Annotated in this window: 16 protein-coding genes; all 16 read right to left on the bottom strand. The window is 68.9% G+C overall.

Annotated elements, in window-relative coordinates; all coding sequences use genetic code 11:
• Positions 1–12 precede the first annotated feature (12 nt).
• Positions 13–2,124 carry an acetate--CoA ligase family protein gene (locus JL108_RS07210; RefSeq protein WP_205197639.1) on the bottom strand — a complete coding sequence of 704 codons (2,112 nt, stop codon included), beginning with the start codon at positions 2,122–2,124 and terminating at the stop codon, positions 13–15.
• Complete coding sequence (locus JL108_RS07205) at positions 2,114–3,103, bottom strand: isopenicillin N synthase family oxygenase (RefSeq protein ID WP_205197638.1); 990 nt, start codon at positions 3,101–3,103, stop codon at positions 2,114–2,116. Before JL108_RS07205 ends, JL108_RS07210 begins: the two co-directional genes overlap by 11 nt.
• Before the next feature lie 42 nt (positions 3,104–3,145).
• Positions 3,146–4,012: an enoyl-CoA hydratase/isomerase family protein gene (locus JL108_RS07200; RefSeq protein WP_205197637.1), complete on the bottom strand. Its 867-nt coding sequence runs from the start codon at positions 4,010–4,012 to the stop codon at positions 3,146–3,148.
• A gap of 139 nt (positions 4,013–4,151) precedes the next feature.
• Positions 4,152–5,138 (bottom strand): nucleoside hydrolase, encoded by a 987-nt coding sequence (locus tag JL108_RS07195; protein WP_205197636.1) that lies wholly within the window; start codon positions 5,136–5,138, stop codon positions 4,152–4,154.
• Positions 5,139–5,154: 16 nt separating this feature from the next.
• Entirely contained in the window at positions 5,155–5,985 is an 831-nt protein-coding gene (locus JL108_RS07190; protein ID WP_205197635.1) for a BtpA/SgcQ family protein, read from the bottom strand.
• 66 nt (positions 5,986–6,051) lie between these two features.
• Positions 6,052–6,840, bottom strand: a complete 789-nt coding sequence (locus JL108_RS07185) for an NAD(P)-dependent oxidoreductase (protein WP_205197634.1) — start codon at positions 6,838–6,840, stop codon at positions 6,052–6,054.
• Entirely contained in the window at positions 6,837–7,754 is a 918-nt protein-coding gene (locus JL108_RS07180) for an SMP-30/gluconolactonase/LRE family protein (RefSeq protein WP_205197633.1), read from the bottom strand. The genes JL108_RS07185 and JL108_RS07180 overlap by 4 nt, the downstream gene beginning before the upstream one ends.
• A complete protein-coding gene (locus tag JL108_RS07175) occupies positions 7,751–8,620 on the bottom strand; it encodes a fumarylacetoacetate hydrolase family protein (protein ID WP_205197632.1) in 870 nt (289 codons plus the stop codon). The genes JL108_RS07180 and JL108_RS07175 overlap by 4 nt, the downstream gene beginning before the upstream one ends.
• A gap of 4 nt (positions 8,621–8,624) precedes the next feature.
• A complete protein-coding gene (locus tag JL108_RS07170; protein WP_205197631.1) occupies positions 8,625–9,758 on the bottom strand; it encodes a mandelate racemase/muconate lactonizing enzyme family protein in 1,134 nt (377 codons plus the stop codon).
• A 73-nt stretch (positions 9,759–9,831) separates the two neighbouring features.
• Positions 9,832–10,608 carry an SDR family oxidoreductase gene (locus JL108_RS07165; protein ID WP_205197630.1) on the bottom strand — a complete coding sequence of 259 codons (777 nt, stop codon included), beginning with the start codon at positions 10,606–10,608 and terminating at the stop codon, positions 9,832–9,834.
• Between the two features lie 71 nt (positions 10,609–10,679).
• A complete protein-coding gene (gene ccrA, locus JL108_RS07160; protein WP_205197629.1) occupies positions 10,680–11,948 on the bottom strand; it encodes a crotonyl-CoA carboxylase/reductase in 1,269 nt (422 codons plus the stop codon).
• Entirely contained in the window at positions 11,941–13,029 is a 1,089-nt protein-coding gene (locus tag JL108_RS07155) for an ABC transporter ATP-binding protein (protein WP_205197628.1), read from the bottom strand. The genes ccrA and JL108_RS07155 overlap by 8 nt, the downstream gene beginning before the upstream one ends.
• Positions 13,022–14,086, bottom strand: coding sequence for an ABC transporter ATP-binding protein (locus JL108_RS07150; protein ID WP_205197627.1), 1,065 nt, complete (start codon positions 14,084–14,086; stop codon positions 13,022–13,024). Before JL108_RS07150 ends, JL108_RS07155 begins: the two co-directional genes overlap by 8 nt.
• The gene (locus JL108_RS07145) at positions 14,083–15,057 is read right to left on the bottom strand and encodes an ABC transporter permease (protein ID WP_205197626.1); all 975 of its coding nucleotides are present in this window, start codon (positions 15,055–15,057) and stop codon (positions 14,083–14,085) included. Before JL108_RS07145 ends, JL108_RS07150 begins: the two co-directional genes overlap by 4 nt.
• Positions 15,054–15,992, bottom strand: a complete 939-nt coding sequence (locus JL108_RS07140) for an ABC transporter permease (RefSeq protein ID WP_205197625.1) — start codon at positions 15,990–15,992, stop codon at positions 15,054–15,056. Before JL108_RS07140 ends, JL108_RS07145 begins: the two co-directional genes overlap by 4 nt.
• 84 nt (positions 15,993–16,076) lie before the next feature.
• Complete coding sequence (locus JL108_RS07135) at positions 16,077–17,756, bottom strand: ABC transporter substrate-binding protein (RefSeq protein ID WP_205197624.1); 1,680 nt, start codon at positions 17,754–17,756, stop codon at positions 16,077–16,079.
• Positions 17,757–17,825: the final 69 nt, after the last annotated feature.

The following is a 17,825-nucleotide window of genomic DNA, read 5'->3' as shown; positions in this document are numbered from 1 at the left end:
TCCCGTCTCGGCTCAACCGATGTCGACGCGGTCGCGGGGCACGATGAGACAGTCCACGGCGATCGCCCCGCGTCCCTCCGGCAGCACGATCAGCGGATTGACCTCGACGGCCTCGACCTGTTCGCCGTAGGTGGCGACGAGGCCGGCGAAGGCGACGACATTCTCGATCAGCGCGGCCCGGTCGTAGCGCGGACCACCCCGATAACCGTCGAGCAACGTCGCCAGCGGACCGTGGTCGATCAGCCACGCCACCTCCTCCGCACCGAGCGGGAGCGGCCAGCTGGGCACCTCGCCGATCAGCTCGACGAGGACGCCGCCGGGAGCCAGCGAGAGTGTCAGCCCGACCTGGGGATCGCGCACCACGCCGAGAAGGCACTCCAGTCCTGGCCCCGCGACCATCTCCTGGACGAGCACGCCGTCGATCACGGCGTCCGGGACCTGCGACGATGCTGCCGCCAGGATCTCCTCGGTCGCCCGGACGACCTCGTCTCGAGAGCTCAGTCCCACCCGCACACCGCCGACATCGGTCTTGTGCGCGATATCGGCGGACTCGATCTTGAGCACGCACGGGAAGCCGACCTCCTCGGCCAGCTCGCCGGCCCGCTCGGCGGTATCGGCCAGGGCGGAGCGCGGCACCCGCACGCCGGCATCGGCCAGCTGCGTCAATGACGAGCGGCCGCCGAGGTCGCCAGGGAGCTCCTGTCGCTCGGGCAGGGTGTGAAGGCGCGGGCGGCGGGCTGAGCTCGTATGCCAGGACGACCACCGGGCGATCGCGGCCAGCGACGAGCGCGCACCGCTGAGCAGCGGCACACCGGCCTCGTCCAGGGTCGCCCGCACCACCGGGTCGACGGGTCCCGCGGTGAGACTCATGGCCAGCGGAACGGCATCGGCCGAGGTAGCGAACCGCGCCAGGGTGGTGGCCTGGCGGCGGTACAGATCGCGTTGCGCCTCGCCCGCCGCGCCGACGTTCAGTACGAAGCAGACCGCGCCCACCGACGGATCCTGGCCCGCACGCACGAGCACATCGTGGAGAAGCTCGGCATCGTCGGCGGCGGTTCCCGTGGCATCGAGCGGATTGGAGACCACGCCGAACTCCGGGAGGACCGCGCTGAGAGCGGTGATCGTCTCCGGCGCGAAGTCGGGCAGCTCCAGGCCGACGTCCTCGGCGAGATCGGCCAGCAGGCCGGACCCTCCGCCGGAGATCGAGAGCAGTGCGGTACCACCGGATGTCGGTCTCCCGGCAGCGGAGAAGAGGAGGAGCGTCTCGCGGAACTCGTCCATGTCGTCGACCTGGACCGCTCCGATCGAACGGAGCAGGCCGGCCAGAGCACCGCCGCTGCCCGAGATCGCTCCGGTGTGCGCGAGCGCCGCGCCACGGCTTCGTGCGGACTTGCCGGTCGCCAGGACGACCACCGGCTTGCCGGCGCTCCGCGCGCGTTCGCAGGCACGCGAGAACGCCTCGACATCCCGCAGTCCCTCGAGGAAGACGCCGATGGTGCTCGTGGCGGGATCGTCGGCGTACCACTCGATGTAGTCGGCGACACCCAGCCCGATCTCATTGCCGGTGGTCACGAGCGCCGAGAGCCCGAGACCACGGCCGAGCGCGGAATCGGTGATCGAGTGGGTCAGGGCACCCGACTGCATGATCAGCGCTACTCCCCCGCGTTCGAGGGGGTCGACGATCGACCCTGAGTAGGCGGCGATCCCCGCGGAGAAGTCCGCGAGGCCGTAGCAGTTCGGGCCCACCAGCAGCAGCCCGGACGACTCCACCAGCTTCTCGAGCTCCTCGCGCCGGTGCCGTCCGACGCCGCCGTCGCCGAAACCGCTGGCCAGCATGACGGCGGCCGGGATCCCCGCGGCGGCGACATCGCGCATCACCTCCAGCGAGGCGTCGGCGGCGACCGCCACGACCACGACGTCGATGTCCTCGGGCAGGTCGTTCACCGACGGGACACAAGGGATCTCGCCGATCGAGTCGTACCCGGGGTTGACCGCGAACAGCCGGCCCGTATAGCCGAAGCGCTGGAGATTGGCGAGGACCAGAGTGCCTCGGCTGCGACGGCGCGAGGCACCGACGACGGCGATGCCCCGCGGCCGCATCACTGCGGTGAGATCACGCGACACGTGACTTGTCCTGCTTTCGCCGGAGCCACTCGCCGGCGACGAAGGGCTCGTGCAGCGGCTGCTCCCCCTCGGGGACGCAGGTGGGGATGGCCTCGATGACGGCATCGTAGTTCGGGTTCTGGAAGAACGGGATGGACTGACGCCGTGCCGACGTGCGCACGTTCTCCGCGGGGTTCACGACCCGGTGCACGGTCGACACCCACCGGTTGTTCGTCCAGTGGGACATCATGTCGCCGATGTTGACCACATAGGCGCCGCTCATGTGCGGGACGTCGACCCACTCACCCTCCTGGTCCAGGACCTGCAACCCGCCGGGGGCGTCCTCGGTGAGCAGCAGCGTCAGCGTCCCGTAGTCGGTGTGCGCGCCGGCCCGCAGCTGGCCGGGCAGCGGAGCGGTGTCCTGCGCCGGATAGTTGATCGCCCGCAGGTAGTCGACGCTGCGGTCCATCGTCTTCTCGAAGTAGTCGTGCGGCAGGTCCAGCGCCCCGGCGAAGATGCGCATCATCCTGCTCGCCAGGGCCTCCATCGCCCGGTAGTACTCCGTCCAGGTCTCCCGGAAGGACTCGGGGCGCTCGGGCCAGGTGAGCGGGCGGAAGAAGTACCGGCCCATCTCGTTCTGCGTGTAGTAGTCGTCATCGGGCGTGTCCGGGCGCCGGATGTCGAAGACCTCCTTGAGATCCGGCGGTGTCTCCTCCTCGCGCGTGGCGGCGAGGCTCTCCTTCAGCGGAGGGACGTAGCCCATCGTCTTGCCCGGGTCCGAGGCGGAGAGCCGCTTCTCCTCCTCGGGGAGGTCGAAGAACGCCCTGGAGATCGCGCGCATCCGGTCGATGAGCTCGGCGGGAACACCGTGGCCCTCGACCACGAGGAATCCGATGTTCTCGCAGGCGTCCTTGACGGCGGCCTCGACCGCGCGACTGGCCGCGGGGTCGTCGCCCTCGAAGGACGATATGTCGATGATCGGGACGGTGATGTTCTTCATCTCTTCACTCCTGTCAGATTCAGTGCCCGCGCGTCGATGACCTCACCGGCTCCTCGGGCCGAAGGGCTCGGGGCGGAACTTGTCGTCGCGGGCCTTCAGGAACCCGCGGATGCCGTCCTTGCGCTGCTGATCGAACAGCTCCTCGCGCTCGGGACCGTGCGATGAGTGCGCGATGGCCGAGAGGACGGCGTTGAGCTTCATCCCGCTGCCCACCCCGGCCGACTCGAGGCCCATCATCGTGATGGCCTTGTTCAGCCGGATGGCGGCGGCCGGGACCATGGCGATGCGCTCGGCGAGTGCTCGGGTGGTGTCCATCAGCTCATCCGCCGGGACCACCTCGTTGACGATCCCGAGGCGATAGGCCTCTTGGGCGTCGAAGTGATCGCCGGTGAGGCCGTAGCGGTTCGCGGCCTTCCATCCCGCGAGCGCGGCGAACAGGAAGGTCGTATTGGAGATGTGGCGCACCTCCGGCTGGCCGAAGACGGCGTTGTCTGCCGCGATGGTGATGTCGCAGGCCAGCTGGTACCAGAAGCCGCCGCCCAGCGCCCAGCCGTTGACGGCGGCGATCACGGGGATGTCGAGCTTCCAGATGTGCATCAGCTTGTCGGCCGCTGCCCGGTCGCTGTTCCACCAGAACTTGATGTAGTCGCCGACGGCCTTGTTGGTCGGATCCATGGGCCGGCCGTCCGGGCCCTCGGAGCCGATGTCGTAGCCGGCGCTGAACGCGGTGGTGCCCGCCCCGGTCAGGATCGCCACCTGGACCTCCGGGTCCGCGTCGGCGACGTCGAGTGCCGCGTGCAGCTCCGCTTCGAGTTCGGGCGTGATCGAGTTCATCGCCTCCGCGCGGTCGATCATGATCGTCGCCACACGGTTCTTGACGCTGTAGTCGATGTGGGTGAAGTCGCTCACTGTTGCTCGGCCTTTCCGTTGATTCGTGTCGTGGAATGTTCCGGCCGCCCGAGCGGCCCTTGGAGCTCACGGTGCATGTACCATATACCGTATTCCGGATGGTGACTAGAGGCGTCGCAGCGCTCACGCCTCCGAAGCGTCAGGCCCATGGCAGCGGCCTCTCGAGCGTCTCCCCCGCCAGCGAGATCACGGCATCGAAATCCATGTCGAAGACGAGCCGGTGGACCGGGCGCGGATCATCCGGGCGGGCGTGCACGCCGGCCAGATACCGGTCACCCTCCGGGGTCTCGAAGGTCTCCATCACCCGGTCGAGAGCGCCCAACATCAGCTCCGGGCGCACCAGACACGCCGCCGCGAGGCTGTCGTTGATGCCCATCACCCGGGTTCCGCCCGGCTGCGGGTACGAGCGCGTGTAGAAGTCCGCGTAGTACTCACTGATCCGGGCGATGAGCCGCGCGGGCTCGTGTCCCGTGCGCTCCGCGATCTCGGCGAAGTACCGCTCCGGCACGAGGCACTGTCGCGTCACATAGGGCCCGCACCAGGTGATCGGACCGGGGGTGTCGGCCACGATCCGCGCCGCGGCGAAGTCGAAGGCGACATTGGGGTCGCGGGAGATCCGGAATCGCCGATCGGCCCACGGCTCGGTGTCGCCGTGCAACGCCGGCCCCAGGCTCCCGACGATCGTGACACTCGCCAGCCGGTCCACCAGCCGGGGATCTCGTTGCAACGCCCGCGCGAGGTTGGTCAACGGGCCCAGCGCCAGGTAGTGGATCTCACCGGGATGACGCGCGACGAGGTCCAGCAGCACGGAGACCGCGTCCGGCTCGTCCGGCACGGGCTCGGCGGGGCGCAACCCCGTGTTGCCGAACCCGTCCTCGCCGTGGATGCCGCCCGAGAGCCGCAACTCCTGACCCAGCGGTGCGTCGCTGCCCCGGTAGACCGGGATGTCCGGGCGGGCACAGGTGTCGAGGACATAGCGCGCGTTGTCGGCCGCCCGGTCGGCGTGGCAGTTGCCGAACACGCTGCCCACGGCCAGCACCTCGACATCGGGGGTGGCCGCGAGCAGCATCAGCGCCAGAGCGTCGTCGACGCCCGTGTCGCTGTCGACGAAGACCTTCCTGGTCATCGGCACATCCCTGCCGTCACCGCGAGGACCGTCCGTTGCCCCAGACGCGGACGAAGGCCTCGGTCAGCTCGGCACTCACGGGCCGCGCCATATCGGACTCCTCCTTCGAGCCGTAGCCGAAGACCGCACCGTCGGCGACCCGCGCGTACTCCTCCCCCACGGCCGACGTCATGCCACTTCCCAGCACGACGGGGGCATCGGGGAAGGCCTCCTTGATGACCTCAACCCGCGAGAGACTCGGGGGCATGCTGGAGTCGTCCCCGGCCAGGATGATGGCGTCGGCGCCCCCACGGTCGAGCATGTCTCCGGCGATGACCGGGACGGGGCGCTCCACCAGCGGCGCCGCGTGCTTGGTGAGCAGGTCGGCCATGATCAGCACGTCATCCGCGCCGATCGCCTTGCGGTAGCGCGTCACCAGGTGGGCTGCCCCGTTGATGATGCCCTGATCGGTCACCATGGCATCGGTGAGGATGTTGAGACGGATGAAGTCCGCACCCGAGGCGGCGGCGACGCCGAGCGAGGCCTTCCAGGAGTTGCGCAGCACATTGATGCCCACCGGCACCCCGGCCTGCCGGACCACCTCCTTCGCGCACACCGCCATCGCGGCGACGGTCTCCGGCTCGGTCGTCTCCGGGTAGTAGGGGGCATCGTGCAGGTTCTCGACGATGAGGGCGTCGACACCGCCGTCGACCATCGTCGCGACATCGCGCAGCGCGTGCTCGATCACGGCGTCGAGGCTTCCTGCGAAGCCGGGCGATCCCGGCAGCGCCTGCAGGTGGATCATTCCGAGGACCGGTGAGGTCCCGCCGAACACCCGATCGAATCGTTCTCTGCGATTTCTGGACATGCTGTTCCCTTCAGGTTGTCGTTCGAGAGCGCCGTCTGATGCGGCGCCCGGGCGGGTGATCGGCGGCTACCAGACCCCTCCGCGGTAATCCGGGGAGGCGAAGACACCGCCCTGGTAGGTGGAGGCAGGTCCCTCGGGTGTGGCCTCGACGCGGTCGGCCCAGGCCTCGGCATCGTCGAGCGGCCGGTAGCCGATCGCCTTCGCCGCCACGGCGGGGTCCCACCACGAGCGGCGATTGGCCGAGACTCCGTAGACGACCGCGAAGGAGACGTCCTCGGCGAGGATCGCCGCCCGCAGGAGCCGGACACCGTCGGGTTCGCTGAGCCACACGCTCAGGTGCCGGGTGTCCTCGGGGCGAGGACGGAATGCCCCGATACGCAGGCTGACGATCTCGGTCCCCCATTTGTCGTGGTAGAGCCGGCAGAGGGCTTCGCCGAAGGCCTTGCTGACGCCGTAGTAGGAGTCGGGACGCACGGGGTCGTCGGGGCCGATCGGCTCGTCGGCGCGGTAGAGGCCCGTGATGTGGTGCGAGCTGGCGTAGACGACGCGGCGCACACCCGCTCGGCGAGCGGCCTCCAGCACGCAGTAGGTGCCGTGGATATTGGAGGCGAGGATCTCCTCCCACTCGCCCTCGTCGGCCTTGCCGGCCATGTGGACCACGACGTCGACACCGTCCATGGCCTCGGCGAGCCGGTCGAGATCGTCCAGCTCGCCGAGCACGACGCTCTCGCCCGCGTGCGGCACGTCGACCGGACTGCGCGAGTACAGCACGACCCGCTCGAACTCCCCCGCGAGCGCGGGCCGGATCACCTGGTTCATCCGGCCGTTCGGGCCGGTGAAGAGAACCGATGTCATCGGTCCCTCCTTTCGAGGACCTCGGTCAGCCTCGACAGCTCCAAGCCGAGCACCGAAGAGCTCTCGGACTCGGTCACGTAGAGACGACCGTCTGGATGGAGACAGAGATTCGTGACCGCCAGACCGCGGGGCGATCGCAGGACCATCGCCGGCGCGCCGGTCCGGTCGTAGACCGACACGACGCCACGGCCCAGGTGTGCGATGAGGAAGCTCCCCTGCGGACCCCGCGCCATGCCGTCAGGACCGATGCCGCCCGAGAGCTGGAGGAACCGCCCGACGCGCCCGAGCCGCCCATCGCGGAAAGGGATGCGCCAGATCGCGTTGTCGCGGGTCATGGCGACGTACAACGTGTCGTCGTCCTCGTCCACGAGGAGCCCGTTGGGGCTCGGCAGTCCGCCGATGACCGTCGAGACGCGGCCGTCGGCATCGCATCGCCGGACGCTTCCGCAGGGATCGTGGAGCCCGGAGTCGCCTTGATCGGTGACATAGGCGGCCCCGTGCCGGTCGACGATCACGTCGTTGAGGCCGATGAAACCGTGCAGGTGGGCATCGGCCAGGATCCGTGCCTCAGGGCTCGCAGCGGCCGGGTCGTCCACGACCCGCAGCCCCTGCTGGTAGTCGGCGATCAGCAGGGAACCGTCGGGGCGGAGCGCCAGACCGTTCGGCTCGCCCCCGCAATCGAGCAGCACACGGAACTCCCCGCCCGCGGATAGATGGAGCAGCCGCCCCCACGCGACGTCCACGAGATAGAGACCGCCGTCCGGCGCCGGCACGGGCCCCTCGAGGAAGGCCAGGGGAGCCGGCACGCCCTGTCGCGCACGGAGCCATCCCGCGTCGCGGCCGGTCACCTGCATCGCCGCAGGCACCTCGGCCACGACGTCGAGGGTGGCGACGGGGACGGGCTGGTCGATCATGCGCGCTCTCCAGCTCCGACCACATCGTTGACCAGAGGTTCGAGGTGACCGACCCGGGCCTCCATCCGGTCTCCTGGTGCGATCACGGCGGCACCCGGCGTGCCGGTCGAGATGAGGTCACCGGGCAGGAACGGCATCATCTCGGCGTGGAACCGCAGGATCTCCTCGGGCGAGTGCATCATGTTGTCGACGGTGTTGTGCCGGACGACCTCGCCGTTGCGCACCGTGGCCACCTCGATATCGCCGAGCTTGCCCGTACCGATCAGCTCATCGGGAGTCACGACCTCCGGGCCGAAGGAGAAGAAGGTCTCGAAGTTCTTGGACCTGGTCAGATACCGCGGATTGAGCTGCAGGATGTCCTCGGCGGTCTGGTCGAGGACGACGCAGAAGCCGAAGAGGCTGTCCAGCGCATCGCGACGATCGATCCCGCGGGTGTGCCGGCCGATGACGAGACCGAGTTCGGCCTCGGACGTGGTCCGCTCGCTCTGCTTCGGGACGACGATCGAGTCCCCGGGGCCGATGACCGTGTGCGCGCCCTTCATGAACGACGCCGGCTGGGAGGGACTGCTCTCGCTGAGATCGGCGGCATGGTCCCGGTAGTTCAGGCCGATGCCCCAGATCTTGCCGGTCGGGCGATACGGCACGGTGTAGACAGCCGCCGCTCGTTCCACCAGGTGCTCACCCGCGAGCGATCCGGCCGCCCGCGCCAGGTCGGCCAGGTCCTCACGGCTCGGCTCCTCGGCGATGAGCCGGAGCAGATCGCCGCGCAGCCGGGGGTCGACGTGGTGCAGGGGCGCCCAGCGGTCTCCGGGGCACAGCACCGCCGCCTGCTCGGTGCCGTCCAGCTTCAAGGTCGCGAATCGCATGGCCTCAGGACCACTGATCCGTCGCGACGTCCTCGACGACCTCGGGCACGAAGTCGAATCCGAGTCCCGGCTCCGTCGGCAGTGCGAGGCGGCCTCCCGGCAGCACGGTGAGCTGGCGGGACACGAGTCGGCGGAAGTTGAGGACCTGGTCGTCGGGGAAGTACTCGACGTACTGACCATTGGCGATCGAGGCCACCAGGTGGATGTGCAGATCGTGGAACCAGTGGGGGCACATCGTCACGCCGAAGGATGCGGCCGAGTCGGCGATGCGCTGGAACTCGGTGATGCCTCCGCAGACGGCGGCGTCGGTCTGCAGGATCGCGGCGCCACCACGCTCCAGTAGTTCCAGATGCCTCCACCGGCCGTATTCGATCTCGCCGGTGGCCACGGTGATCGGCGTCCGCTGCGCCAGCGTCGCGTGGCTGCGGATGTCATCGGGACCGAAGGGCTCCTCGATCCAGAAGGGGTTGTAGGGCTCCAGCAACCGCAGGGCCTCGAGCGCGGTCGGCACATCGCTCCACGCGTTATTAGCGTCCAGCATGACGCGGACATCGGGGCCGACGGCGTCGCGGACCGCCGCGAGCCGCTCGGCATCGTGCTGGGGGGTGACGCCGACCCGGCCGACCTTGAGCTTGACCGCGCCGAAGCCCGCATCGACGTAGCCGCGCATCTCGGCGGCCAGGTCGTCGGGAGTCTTGCCGTCGAGGTAGTAGCCCCCGCTGGCGTAGGCGGGGACGCTGTCCTCGGTCGTGGTCGCGCCGAGATACTGCCACAGGGGCTTGTCGGCGGTGCGCGCCGCCAGGTCCCACAGCGCGATGTCGACAGCGCTCAGCGCCCGGGACACCGATCCGGCCCGGCCGTGCAGCAGGGTCTCGGCGTAGACCTCGTTCCACAGCGCCCGATGCCGGTCCGCTTGCTGACCGACCACCAGCGGCGCGATGAGCTCGCGCACGGCGTGTGAGACGACCGAGCCGCCGAAGTTGCCGGCGTAGCAGAAGCCGATACCGGTCCGTCCGTCGTCATCGGTGACCCGGACGAGCGCGTAGTACCGGACGTTCACCGAACGCCGCGCCATCGCCGTCGCCTTCGCCAACGGGACCGCTACCGTCCTCGCCTCCACTGACCTGATTCGTGTCATTCCCGCTCCTCCAGGTGTTCTCGCAGTTGCACTACAGAGATCGACATCCGCTGTGCCGACCTCGATGACGGACTCAGGGCAGTGAGGCGGTCATCCCGCCGTCGACGAGGATCGACTGCCCCGTCACATAACTCGCCTCGGGTGAGGCCAGGAAGCCCACCACCGCACCGAACTCATCGGGTTTGCCGTAACGCCCCATCGGGATCGAGCTCTCCGAGACGCGCCGGATCTCCGCCACATCGAGACCTCGCCGCTGGGCCGCCGCCTGGTCGAGGGAACGGACCCGGTCGGTGTCGACCCGGCCAGGCGCCACCACGTTGACGGTGATGTTGTCCGGCGCGTAGGTCACCGCCAGGTCCTTGGCCAGACCGGCCAGCGCGGGACGCAGGGCGTTCGACAAGGTGAGATTGGCGATCGGGCGCCGGATACTCGAGGACCCGATCAGCACGATGCGCCCGCCGCCCAGCGACCGCATGTCAGGGAGCACGAGCCGCACGGCCCGCACGAAGCTCATGAGGGTCAGGTCGTAGGCGACATCCCACTCGTCATCGGTCAGATCATCGAAGCCGCCCGCCGGGGGTCCGCCGGCATTCGCCACCAGCACCCCGATGGGTCCCAGCTCGCTCCGCGCCTCCTTGACCGCGGACGCCAGCTCCGCGCCATCGCTGACATCGGCCGAGAGACCGATCGCCCGGACCCCATCGGGTAGCGCGGCGATCGCCTCGTCGAGGCCTTCGGTCGACCGACCGCAGATCGCCACCGGGTGTCCGGCCGCCGAGAGTGCCGCCGCGCTGGCGAAGCCGAGCCCACGGCTTCCGGCCAGCACGAAGGCCGCTGGGTTCTCCGTCATATCGAACCTCCATACGATATTCCATATACTAGATGCGAGTGTGATCTGCGTCAATGCCGAGCCCGAGGGCGTCAGGTCGTCGCGGGGTCCTGGGCTCCGACGAGGGCGACCGAGTTGCCGAAGACGTCCTCGCCGCGCCCCATCTGCTCGTGCACGCGCGGCAGTTCGCCGAAGGCGACGGTCCGCCCGAGGCACGGATCGATCCGCCCGGCGCGCACCAGCTCGTTGTAGGCGATCGCCTGCTGGTCGTTCGTGCCGTGACTGCCTTGGAAGCGCTTCTGCCGCGTCCAGTGGTAGCGCAGGTCGACCATCGCGTCGAAGCCCGCGGTGCCGGCGCAGATCACGACCATGCCCCCGGGCTCGCACACCATGACACTCGTCGGCACCGTCGCGGCTCCCGGATGCTCGAAGACGATGGCCGGATCCCGGCGCTCGCCCACGATCTCCCAGATCCGCTTGCCGAAGGCCCGAGCCGACTTCAGCCAGACCGCCTGACCCTCGGCATCGTCGACACGCGGAGGAATCCCCCAGTGGTCGTAGTCGCTGCGGTTGATGAAGCCGATGGCGCCGCGCTCGACCGCGTAGGCCCCGCGCTCGTCATCGGAGACGACCGCCACCGGTCGCGCGCCTGCCAGCCGGGCGAGCTGGATCGCCTGGGTGCCGAGTCCGCCCGAGCCACCCCACACCAGCACCACATCGTCCTGGGCGATCTCATTGCCCGCCCATCCGTGCAGCATCCGATAGGCCGTCGTGCCGACGAGCGTCGGGGCGGCCGCCTCGGCCCAGGAGAGGTGGTCGGCCTTGGGCAGCACCTGGTGCGCCTGGACCCGGGCGAACTGGGCGAAGGAGCCGTAGTTGGTGTCGTAACCCCAGATCCGCGCGGACGGGGCGATCATCGGATCCTTGCCGGCGGCGATCCACGGATCGTCGGCATCCCAGTAACCCGGGTGGATGATGACCTCGCTGCCGACCGCGATGTCGTCGACCCCTTCACCGACGGCGTAGACGATGCCCGAGGCATCGGAGCCGCCGATGTGGAAGTCCTCGGGTTCACCGGCACGTTGGCGCAGGGCGATGACATCGACCGGGTAACCGCGGGCGGCCCAGACATTGTTGTAGTTGACGCCCGCCGCCATCACGGCGATCAGCACCTCGCCCGGCCCGATCCGCGGCACCGGGACGTCCTCCTCCACCACGAAGGCCGAGGTCGGCGAGCCGAAGCGGTCCTGGCGCACCACGAGCGCGGTCATGGTGTCGGGGACCTGGCCCATCGGCGGCAGGGTTCCCAGGGGCACGGCCCCCGTGAAGGTGCTCACCTCTCGACGCAGCACATCATCCACGGTCGACTCCGTTCTCTCGTTGGGGGCCGTCGACGGCTCGACGACCCTTCGGTTCGGCGCGCCCCTCGGCGATCTCGTCCCAGAAGTGGCAGGCGACGGCTCGCGACCCGCCGATGGAGCGCAGTTCCGGCTCCTCGGCGGCGCAGAGATCCCTCGCGAAGGGGCAGCGTGTCCGGAAGCGGCAGCCCGAGGGAGGCGATGACGGACTCGGCGCCTCTCCTCCGAACTCCGACTCCGGCGGTTCGATATCGGGATCGGGCTCCAGCACCGCTGACAACAGCAGCTGCGAGTACGGATGCCGGGGGGCCTCGAAGAACTCCTCGCTTCGCCCCACCTCGACGATCTTGCCCAGATACATCACCGCCACCCGGTCGGCGATGTGACGCACCACGCCGAGATTGTGGGAGACGAAGAGATAGGTCAGCCCCATGCTGTCGCGCAGATCGGCCAGCAGGTTGAGCACCTGCGCCTGGATGCTGACGTCGAGCGCGGAGACCGCCTCGTCACAGACGATGAACCGCGGCCTGAGCGCGAGCGCCCGCGCGATCCCGACGCGCTGTCGCTGTCCACCCGACAGCTCATGCGGGAAGCGCTTGCCGAAGGCGGGATTGAGCCCGACGCGCTCCAGGAGCTCGGCGACCTGTGCACGGCGTTCCGCACGATCGCCGATCCCATGGACGATCAGCGGTTCGAGGACCGTCTGCGAGATGGTCATGCGCGGATTGAGGCTCGTGTACGGGTCCTGCAGGATGATCTGGAAGTCCCGGCGCGCACTGCGGAGCCGCCGGCCCTTGAGGCCGGTGAGATCGTCGCCCGCGAACCGGATGGTGCCCGCGGTCGGGGCCTCCAATCGCAACAGCGTCCGGGCGAGGGTGCTCTTACCGCAGCCCGACTCGCCCACGAGGCCGAGGGTCTCCCCTTCCATGACCCCCAGCGACACTCCCGCGACAGCCTGGACCGCATGCGCGCCGCGACCGTATCGCTTCTCCAGGTCGTGACAGCTGAGCAACGGAGAGGAGAGGGGGGCGCCCTCGGTCCAGTGCTCGGCGACGGCCGTGGCCTGGCCCGGATGCTCACTCATCGCCCACCACGTCCTCTCGCAGCACAGCTCGTCCGTCCTCGGAGATCGCGAAGTGGCAGGCCGCGCGATGCTGGGGCTCGTCGGCGACCTTCGCCAGGGCGGGCCGCTCGGTCGCGCACCGTGAGACGGCGAATCGGCACCGTTCCCGGAACGAACAGCCCTTCTGGTCGCCCCCCGGACGCGGCGGTAGACCCGGAATCGACGGGAGTCGTTCGGTCCGCGGTCCGTGGACACCCGGGATCGACTCGAGCAGGCCGAGCGTGTAGGGGTGCTGAGGATGGCCGAGCACCTCTCGGGCAGAGCCCGACTCCACCACACGGCCGGCGTACATGACCGCGATCCGGTCGGCCAGGGAGGCGATGACCCCGACGTCGTGGCTGATGATCACCACCGACACCCCGCGCTCCCGCGTGCGCTGGCGCAGAAGCGCGAGCACATCGGCCTGCACCGTGACGTCGAGCGCGGTCGTCGGCTCGTCGGCGATGATGAGCTCCGGCTCGCACGACAGCGCGATGGCGATCATGACACGTTGCCGCATGCCTCCGGAGAGCTCATGAGGGTACGCGCGGAGACGGCGGGCCGCGTCGGGGATGCGAACGAGACGCAACAGCTCCAGCGCTCGTTCCTTCGCCTCCGCCGCGGTGAGGGCGGTATGGGCACGGAGGGTCTCAACCATCTGCCGCTGTACGGACCGGACCGGATTGAGCGAGGTCATCGGATCCTGGAAGATCATCCCGATCTTGCTCCCCCGGATCTGCCGCAGCTCCCGTTCCTTGAGGGTCAGCAGATCCCGGCCGTCGAAGAGCGCCCGGCCCTGGGCCACCCGGCCCCCCTGGTAGGGCATCAGCCCGAGCACGGACGCCATGCTGACGCTCTTGCCCGAGCCGGACTCTCCCACCACGCCCAGCACCTCTCCTCGGCGCACCGATAGCGACACGTCGTGCGTGACCGGGACCCATCGGCTGCCGCCGGTCCGGAACTCCGCCTGCAGGCCCTGGACGTCGAGGAGGAACTCGTTCCCGTCCTGGACCGATGGCGTGCTGATCGTGCTCGTCATTTCTCAGCTCCTTGCACTTCGTCGGCTCCCGAGGCGACGTCGAGGACATCGCGTAGACGATCGCCGAGGATGTTGACGGCGAGGACGAACAGCACGATGGCCACGCCGGGGAAGAGGCTCACCCACCAGCCGACGGCCAGCAGGTCGCGGCCCTCGTTGACCATCGCCCCCCATTCGGCTGCCGGAGGCTTGACGCCGACGCCCAGGAAGCTGAGCGCGGCGGCCGTCAGGACGGCGTAGGCGAGATAGAGCGTCGCCAGCACGACGACGGGTCCGAGGATGTTGGGGGTGATGTGACGCAGCAGCAGGCGGGTTCGGCTGCATCCGATGGCCCGGGCCGCGAGGACGTACTCCTCGACGGCGGCACGCATCGTCGCGGCACGCGTCACGCGGGCGAAGGTCGGTGTCCCCGAGACCCCGACGGCGATGATCACCGTGGTGATCCCCGGCCCGAGCAGGGCCGCCATGACGATCGCGAGGATCAACCCCGGAAAGGCCAGCAGGATGTCCATCAACCGCATCAGCACGGAATCGGACCACCCGCGGACGAAACCGGCGACCAGACCGACGGTGCAGCCCACGAGCACGGCGAGACTCACGGCCCCCACCGACACGAAGAGAGTCAAGCGCGCCCCGGCGAGGATGCGGCTGAAGATGTCGCGCCCCAGCTGATCGGTGCCGAGCCAGTGCGCACCCGACGGCCCCTGGAGACTCGCCGCGGCGTCGGTCGCGGCGGGATCGTACGGAGCGATCCAGGGACCCAAGGCGGCCGCGATCACCAGCAGCAGGATGACCAGACCCGCGACGAAGGCCATCGGATCGGCGAAGAACCGCTTCACCGCATGCCAGGCGTCCCTGCGCCGCTCGCGCGAGCCGCGGGCGACCACCAGCGTGGGCTCCACCGTGTCGCCATCGCCGACGTCGCTGGGTTCGGACCGCTCGGACAGCGTCCCCTCACCGGATGTTCTCATGCCGCCTCCCTGATCCTCGGGTCCAGCAGTCCATAGGTGGCGTCGACGATGAGGTTGACCACGACATAGGTGACGGCGAGGAAGAGGACCGTGCCGCGGATGACGGGGACGTCCTTGTCCAGCACCGCGTCGATCAGCAGCGATCCGACCCCGGGTCTCGAGAAGACCACCTCGACGACGACCGTGCTGCCCAGCAGATAGCCCAGCTGGAGACCGAGCAGCGTGACGATCGGGATGATCGCATTGCGCAGAGCGTGCACCCACAGGATCGTGGGCTCGCCGATGCCGCGGGCCCGCGCCGTCATGATGTACTGCGCGTGCGTGACCTCGAGCATGCTCGACCGAGTCAGCCTCGCGATGGCGGCGGCCGAGCGCAGCCCGAGGATCGTCGCCGGCAGGATCAGGAACTCGATACCGCCCGCCCCGAAGACCGGGAACCACCCGAGCCAGCTGGCGAAGACCATGATCGCCACGATCGCCATCCAGAACTCCGGCATGGACAACCACAGCAGTGAGCCGAACATGCTCACCCGGTCCGGCCAGCAACCGTGGAAGAGGCTGGCGATGACGCCGGTGCTGACCCCCACGATGGCCGCGATGAGCAATGCCATCCCGGTCAGCTCGAGGGTATTCGGCAGAGCCTCCAGGATGAGGCCCGTCACCTCACGGCCCTGGTGGATCGAGCGTCCCAGGTCTCCGGTCAGCGCGGCTCCCACGAAGCTCACGTACTGCATCGGCAGCGGGTCGTTGAGCCCGAACTCCTCGCGGACCTGCTGAATCTGCTCGGAGGCCACGTCACCCTCGACACCGCTGACCAGCAGCAGCACCGGGTCACCGGGCATCAGGTACAGCAGCCCGAAGGTGAGCAAGGAGACACCGAGCATCACGGGGATGACCGACACGAGGCGGGCACCGAGGAAGCGCATGAGAGGCATGGATTCCCTATCGCTTGCGGTGGAGGGGGACGTCGGGGGAACCGACGGCCGGGGCGGACTCGCGAGGCGTGTCCACGGCGGCGGTCAGTTGCCCGGCCAGCTCTTCTGGAGGTTCTCGCTCACCCAGACATCGTGGAAGTAGACGTAGGTGCCGCGACGCTCCGGCATGATCCCGTGAACCCCCGAGGCGACGGCGATATTGGCGTTGAACGACAAGAGCGGGAGATAGGAGACGTTGTCGCCCACGATGGACTGGACCTGGTCGAAGTCCTCGCGCCGCTGGTCGTCGTCGAGGGACTGCACGGCCGACTCGAGCAGGCTGTCCACCTCGGGGATGTTCGTGCGGGTCTCGTTGCTGGTGCCGTTCGGCGGGATGAACCGCGAGTGGTAGAGCGAATAGAGCAGGTCGGGCATGCCATTGGTCCAGCCGATCGGGTTGCCCCAGGCCAGCTCGTAGTTGCCCTCGCCCTGGATGACCGCGCTCGCCTCGGCGGGTGAGACCACGTCGACATTGAGCTCGATCCCGATGTCCTTCAACTGGGACTGGATCAAGGTCATGGTCCGCTGCATCTGGGTGGAGGTCGTCGCATCCAGGCTGAGGTCCACGCCGTCCTTGGACCGGACCCCGCCCGGGCCCTCCTGCCAACCGGCCTCGTCGAGCAGTTCGGCGGCCGCGTCCGGATCGAAGTCCGGGAACCGCGCGTCGTCGTTGACCCAGTCGCCCATGCTCTCCTCGAGCAGGAAGTAGGCGGGCTGATGCTTGCCGTCGTAGACGGCGGAGTTGAGCGCCTCACGGTCGATCGCCAGCGAGATGGCCTGGCGGACCTCGACCTCGCCGGCCGGGCCGGGCGATGAGGTGTCGAAGGTCAGTCCGCCCGGCTGGCCGTTCTTCTGGATCTCGACGACCTCGAACTGGTCATTGCTCTCGAAGCTCTCCTGCGAGAGCGGCGGGACGCCCATGATGGCGTTCACCTGTCCCGACTGCAGGGCCGCGGTCCGCGTCGAGTCCTCGGGCACGTAGGTGAAGGTGAGCCGCTCGACCGAGGGGGCCGAGCCGGCGGTCTCGGTGAAGGGCGGGCCCCAGGTGTAGTCCGGATTGCGCTCGACGGTGAGGTGCTTGTCGCGCTGCCACTCCACGAAGGTGAACGGCCCGCTTCCCATCGGCTCCTCGGCGAACCCGTCGTCCCCGACCTCCTCGATGTAGTGCTTCGGCACGATCGACAGGAAGTTGCGGGCGAGATTGGCCAGGAAGGCGGCCTGCGGCTGCTTGAGCCGGACCACGACCGTCTGGTCGTCGACCGCCTCGGCGGACTCGAAGGCCGACATACTCGCGGCCGCGAAGGCGCTCTCCGGCATGTACTGGGGGTCCACGACGCGCTCGAAGGTGAAGGTGACGTCGTCGGCGGTGAGCGGCTCGCCGTCCCAGAAGGTCACGTCGTCGCGCAGGTGGAAGGTGTACTCGAGGCCGTCATCGCTCACCTCCCACGATTCGGCGATCCACGGCATGATCTCGCCGCTCTCGGGCTCCTGCGAGACGAGCTGGTCGAACATCGTCATGCTGATCGTGTGGGCGTAGATCTTGTTGCCGCCGACATTGGGATCGAGTGAGTTCATGTCGAACGACTCGGTCGTCGGCAGGGCGACGGAGACCTCGCCGCCGTCCACCCGTTCGGCATCGGACTCTCCTCCGCCGTCAGTGCCACCGCATCCGGCGAACAGAGCTAACGCAACTCCGATACCGACGGCCTTCATGCTTCGACGCATACGCCCTCATCCTCTTCGTGACTTCAACTGACGGTTCATCTCACGGGGTGCCCCCGCGGTCTTGCCCGA

Source organism: Aeromicrobium sp. YIM 150415 (assembly GCF_016918125.1).
Classification (GTDB): Bacteria; Actinomycetota; Actinomycetes; order Propionibacteriales; family Nocardioidaceae; genus Aeromicrobium; species Aeromicrobium piscarium.
The sequence above is the reverse complement of the archived record's forward strand: the minus strand, read 5'-3'. Positions and strand labels throughout refer to the sequence as shown.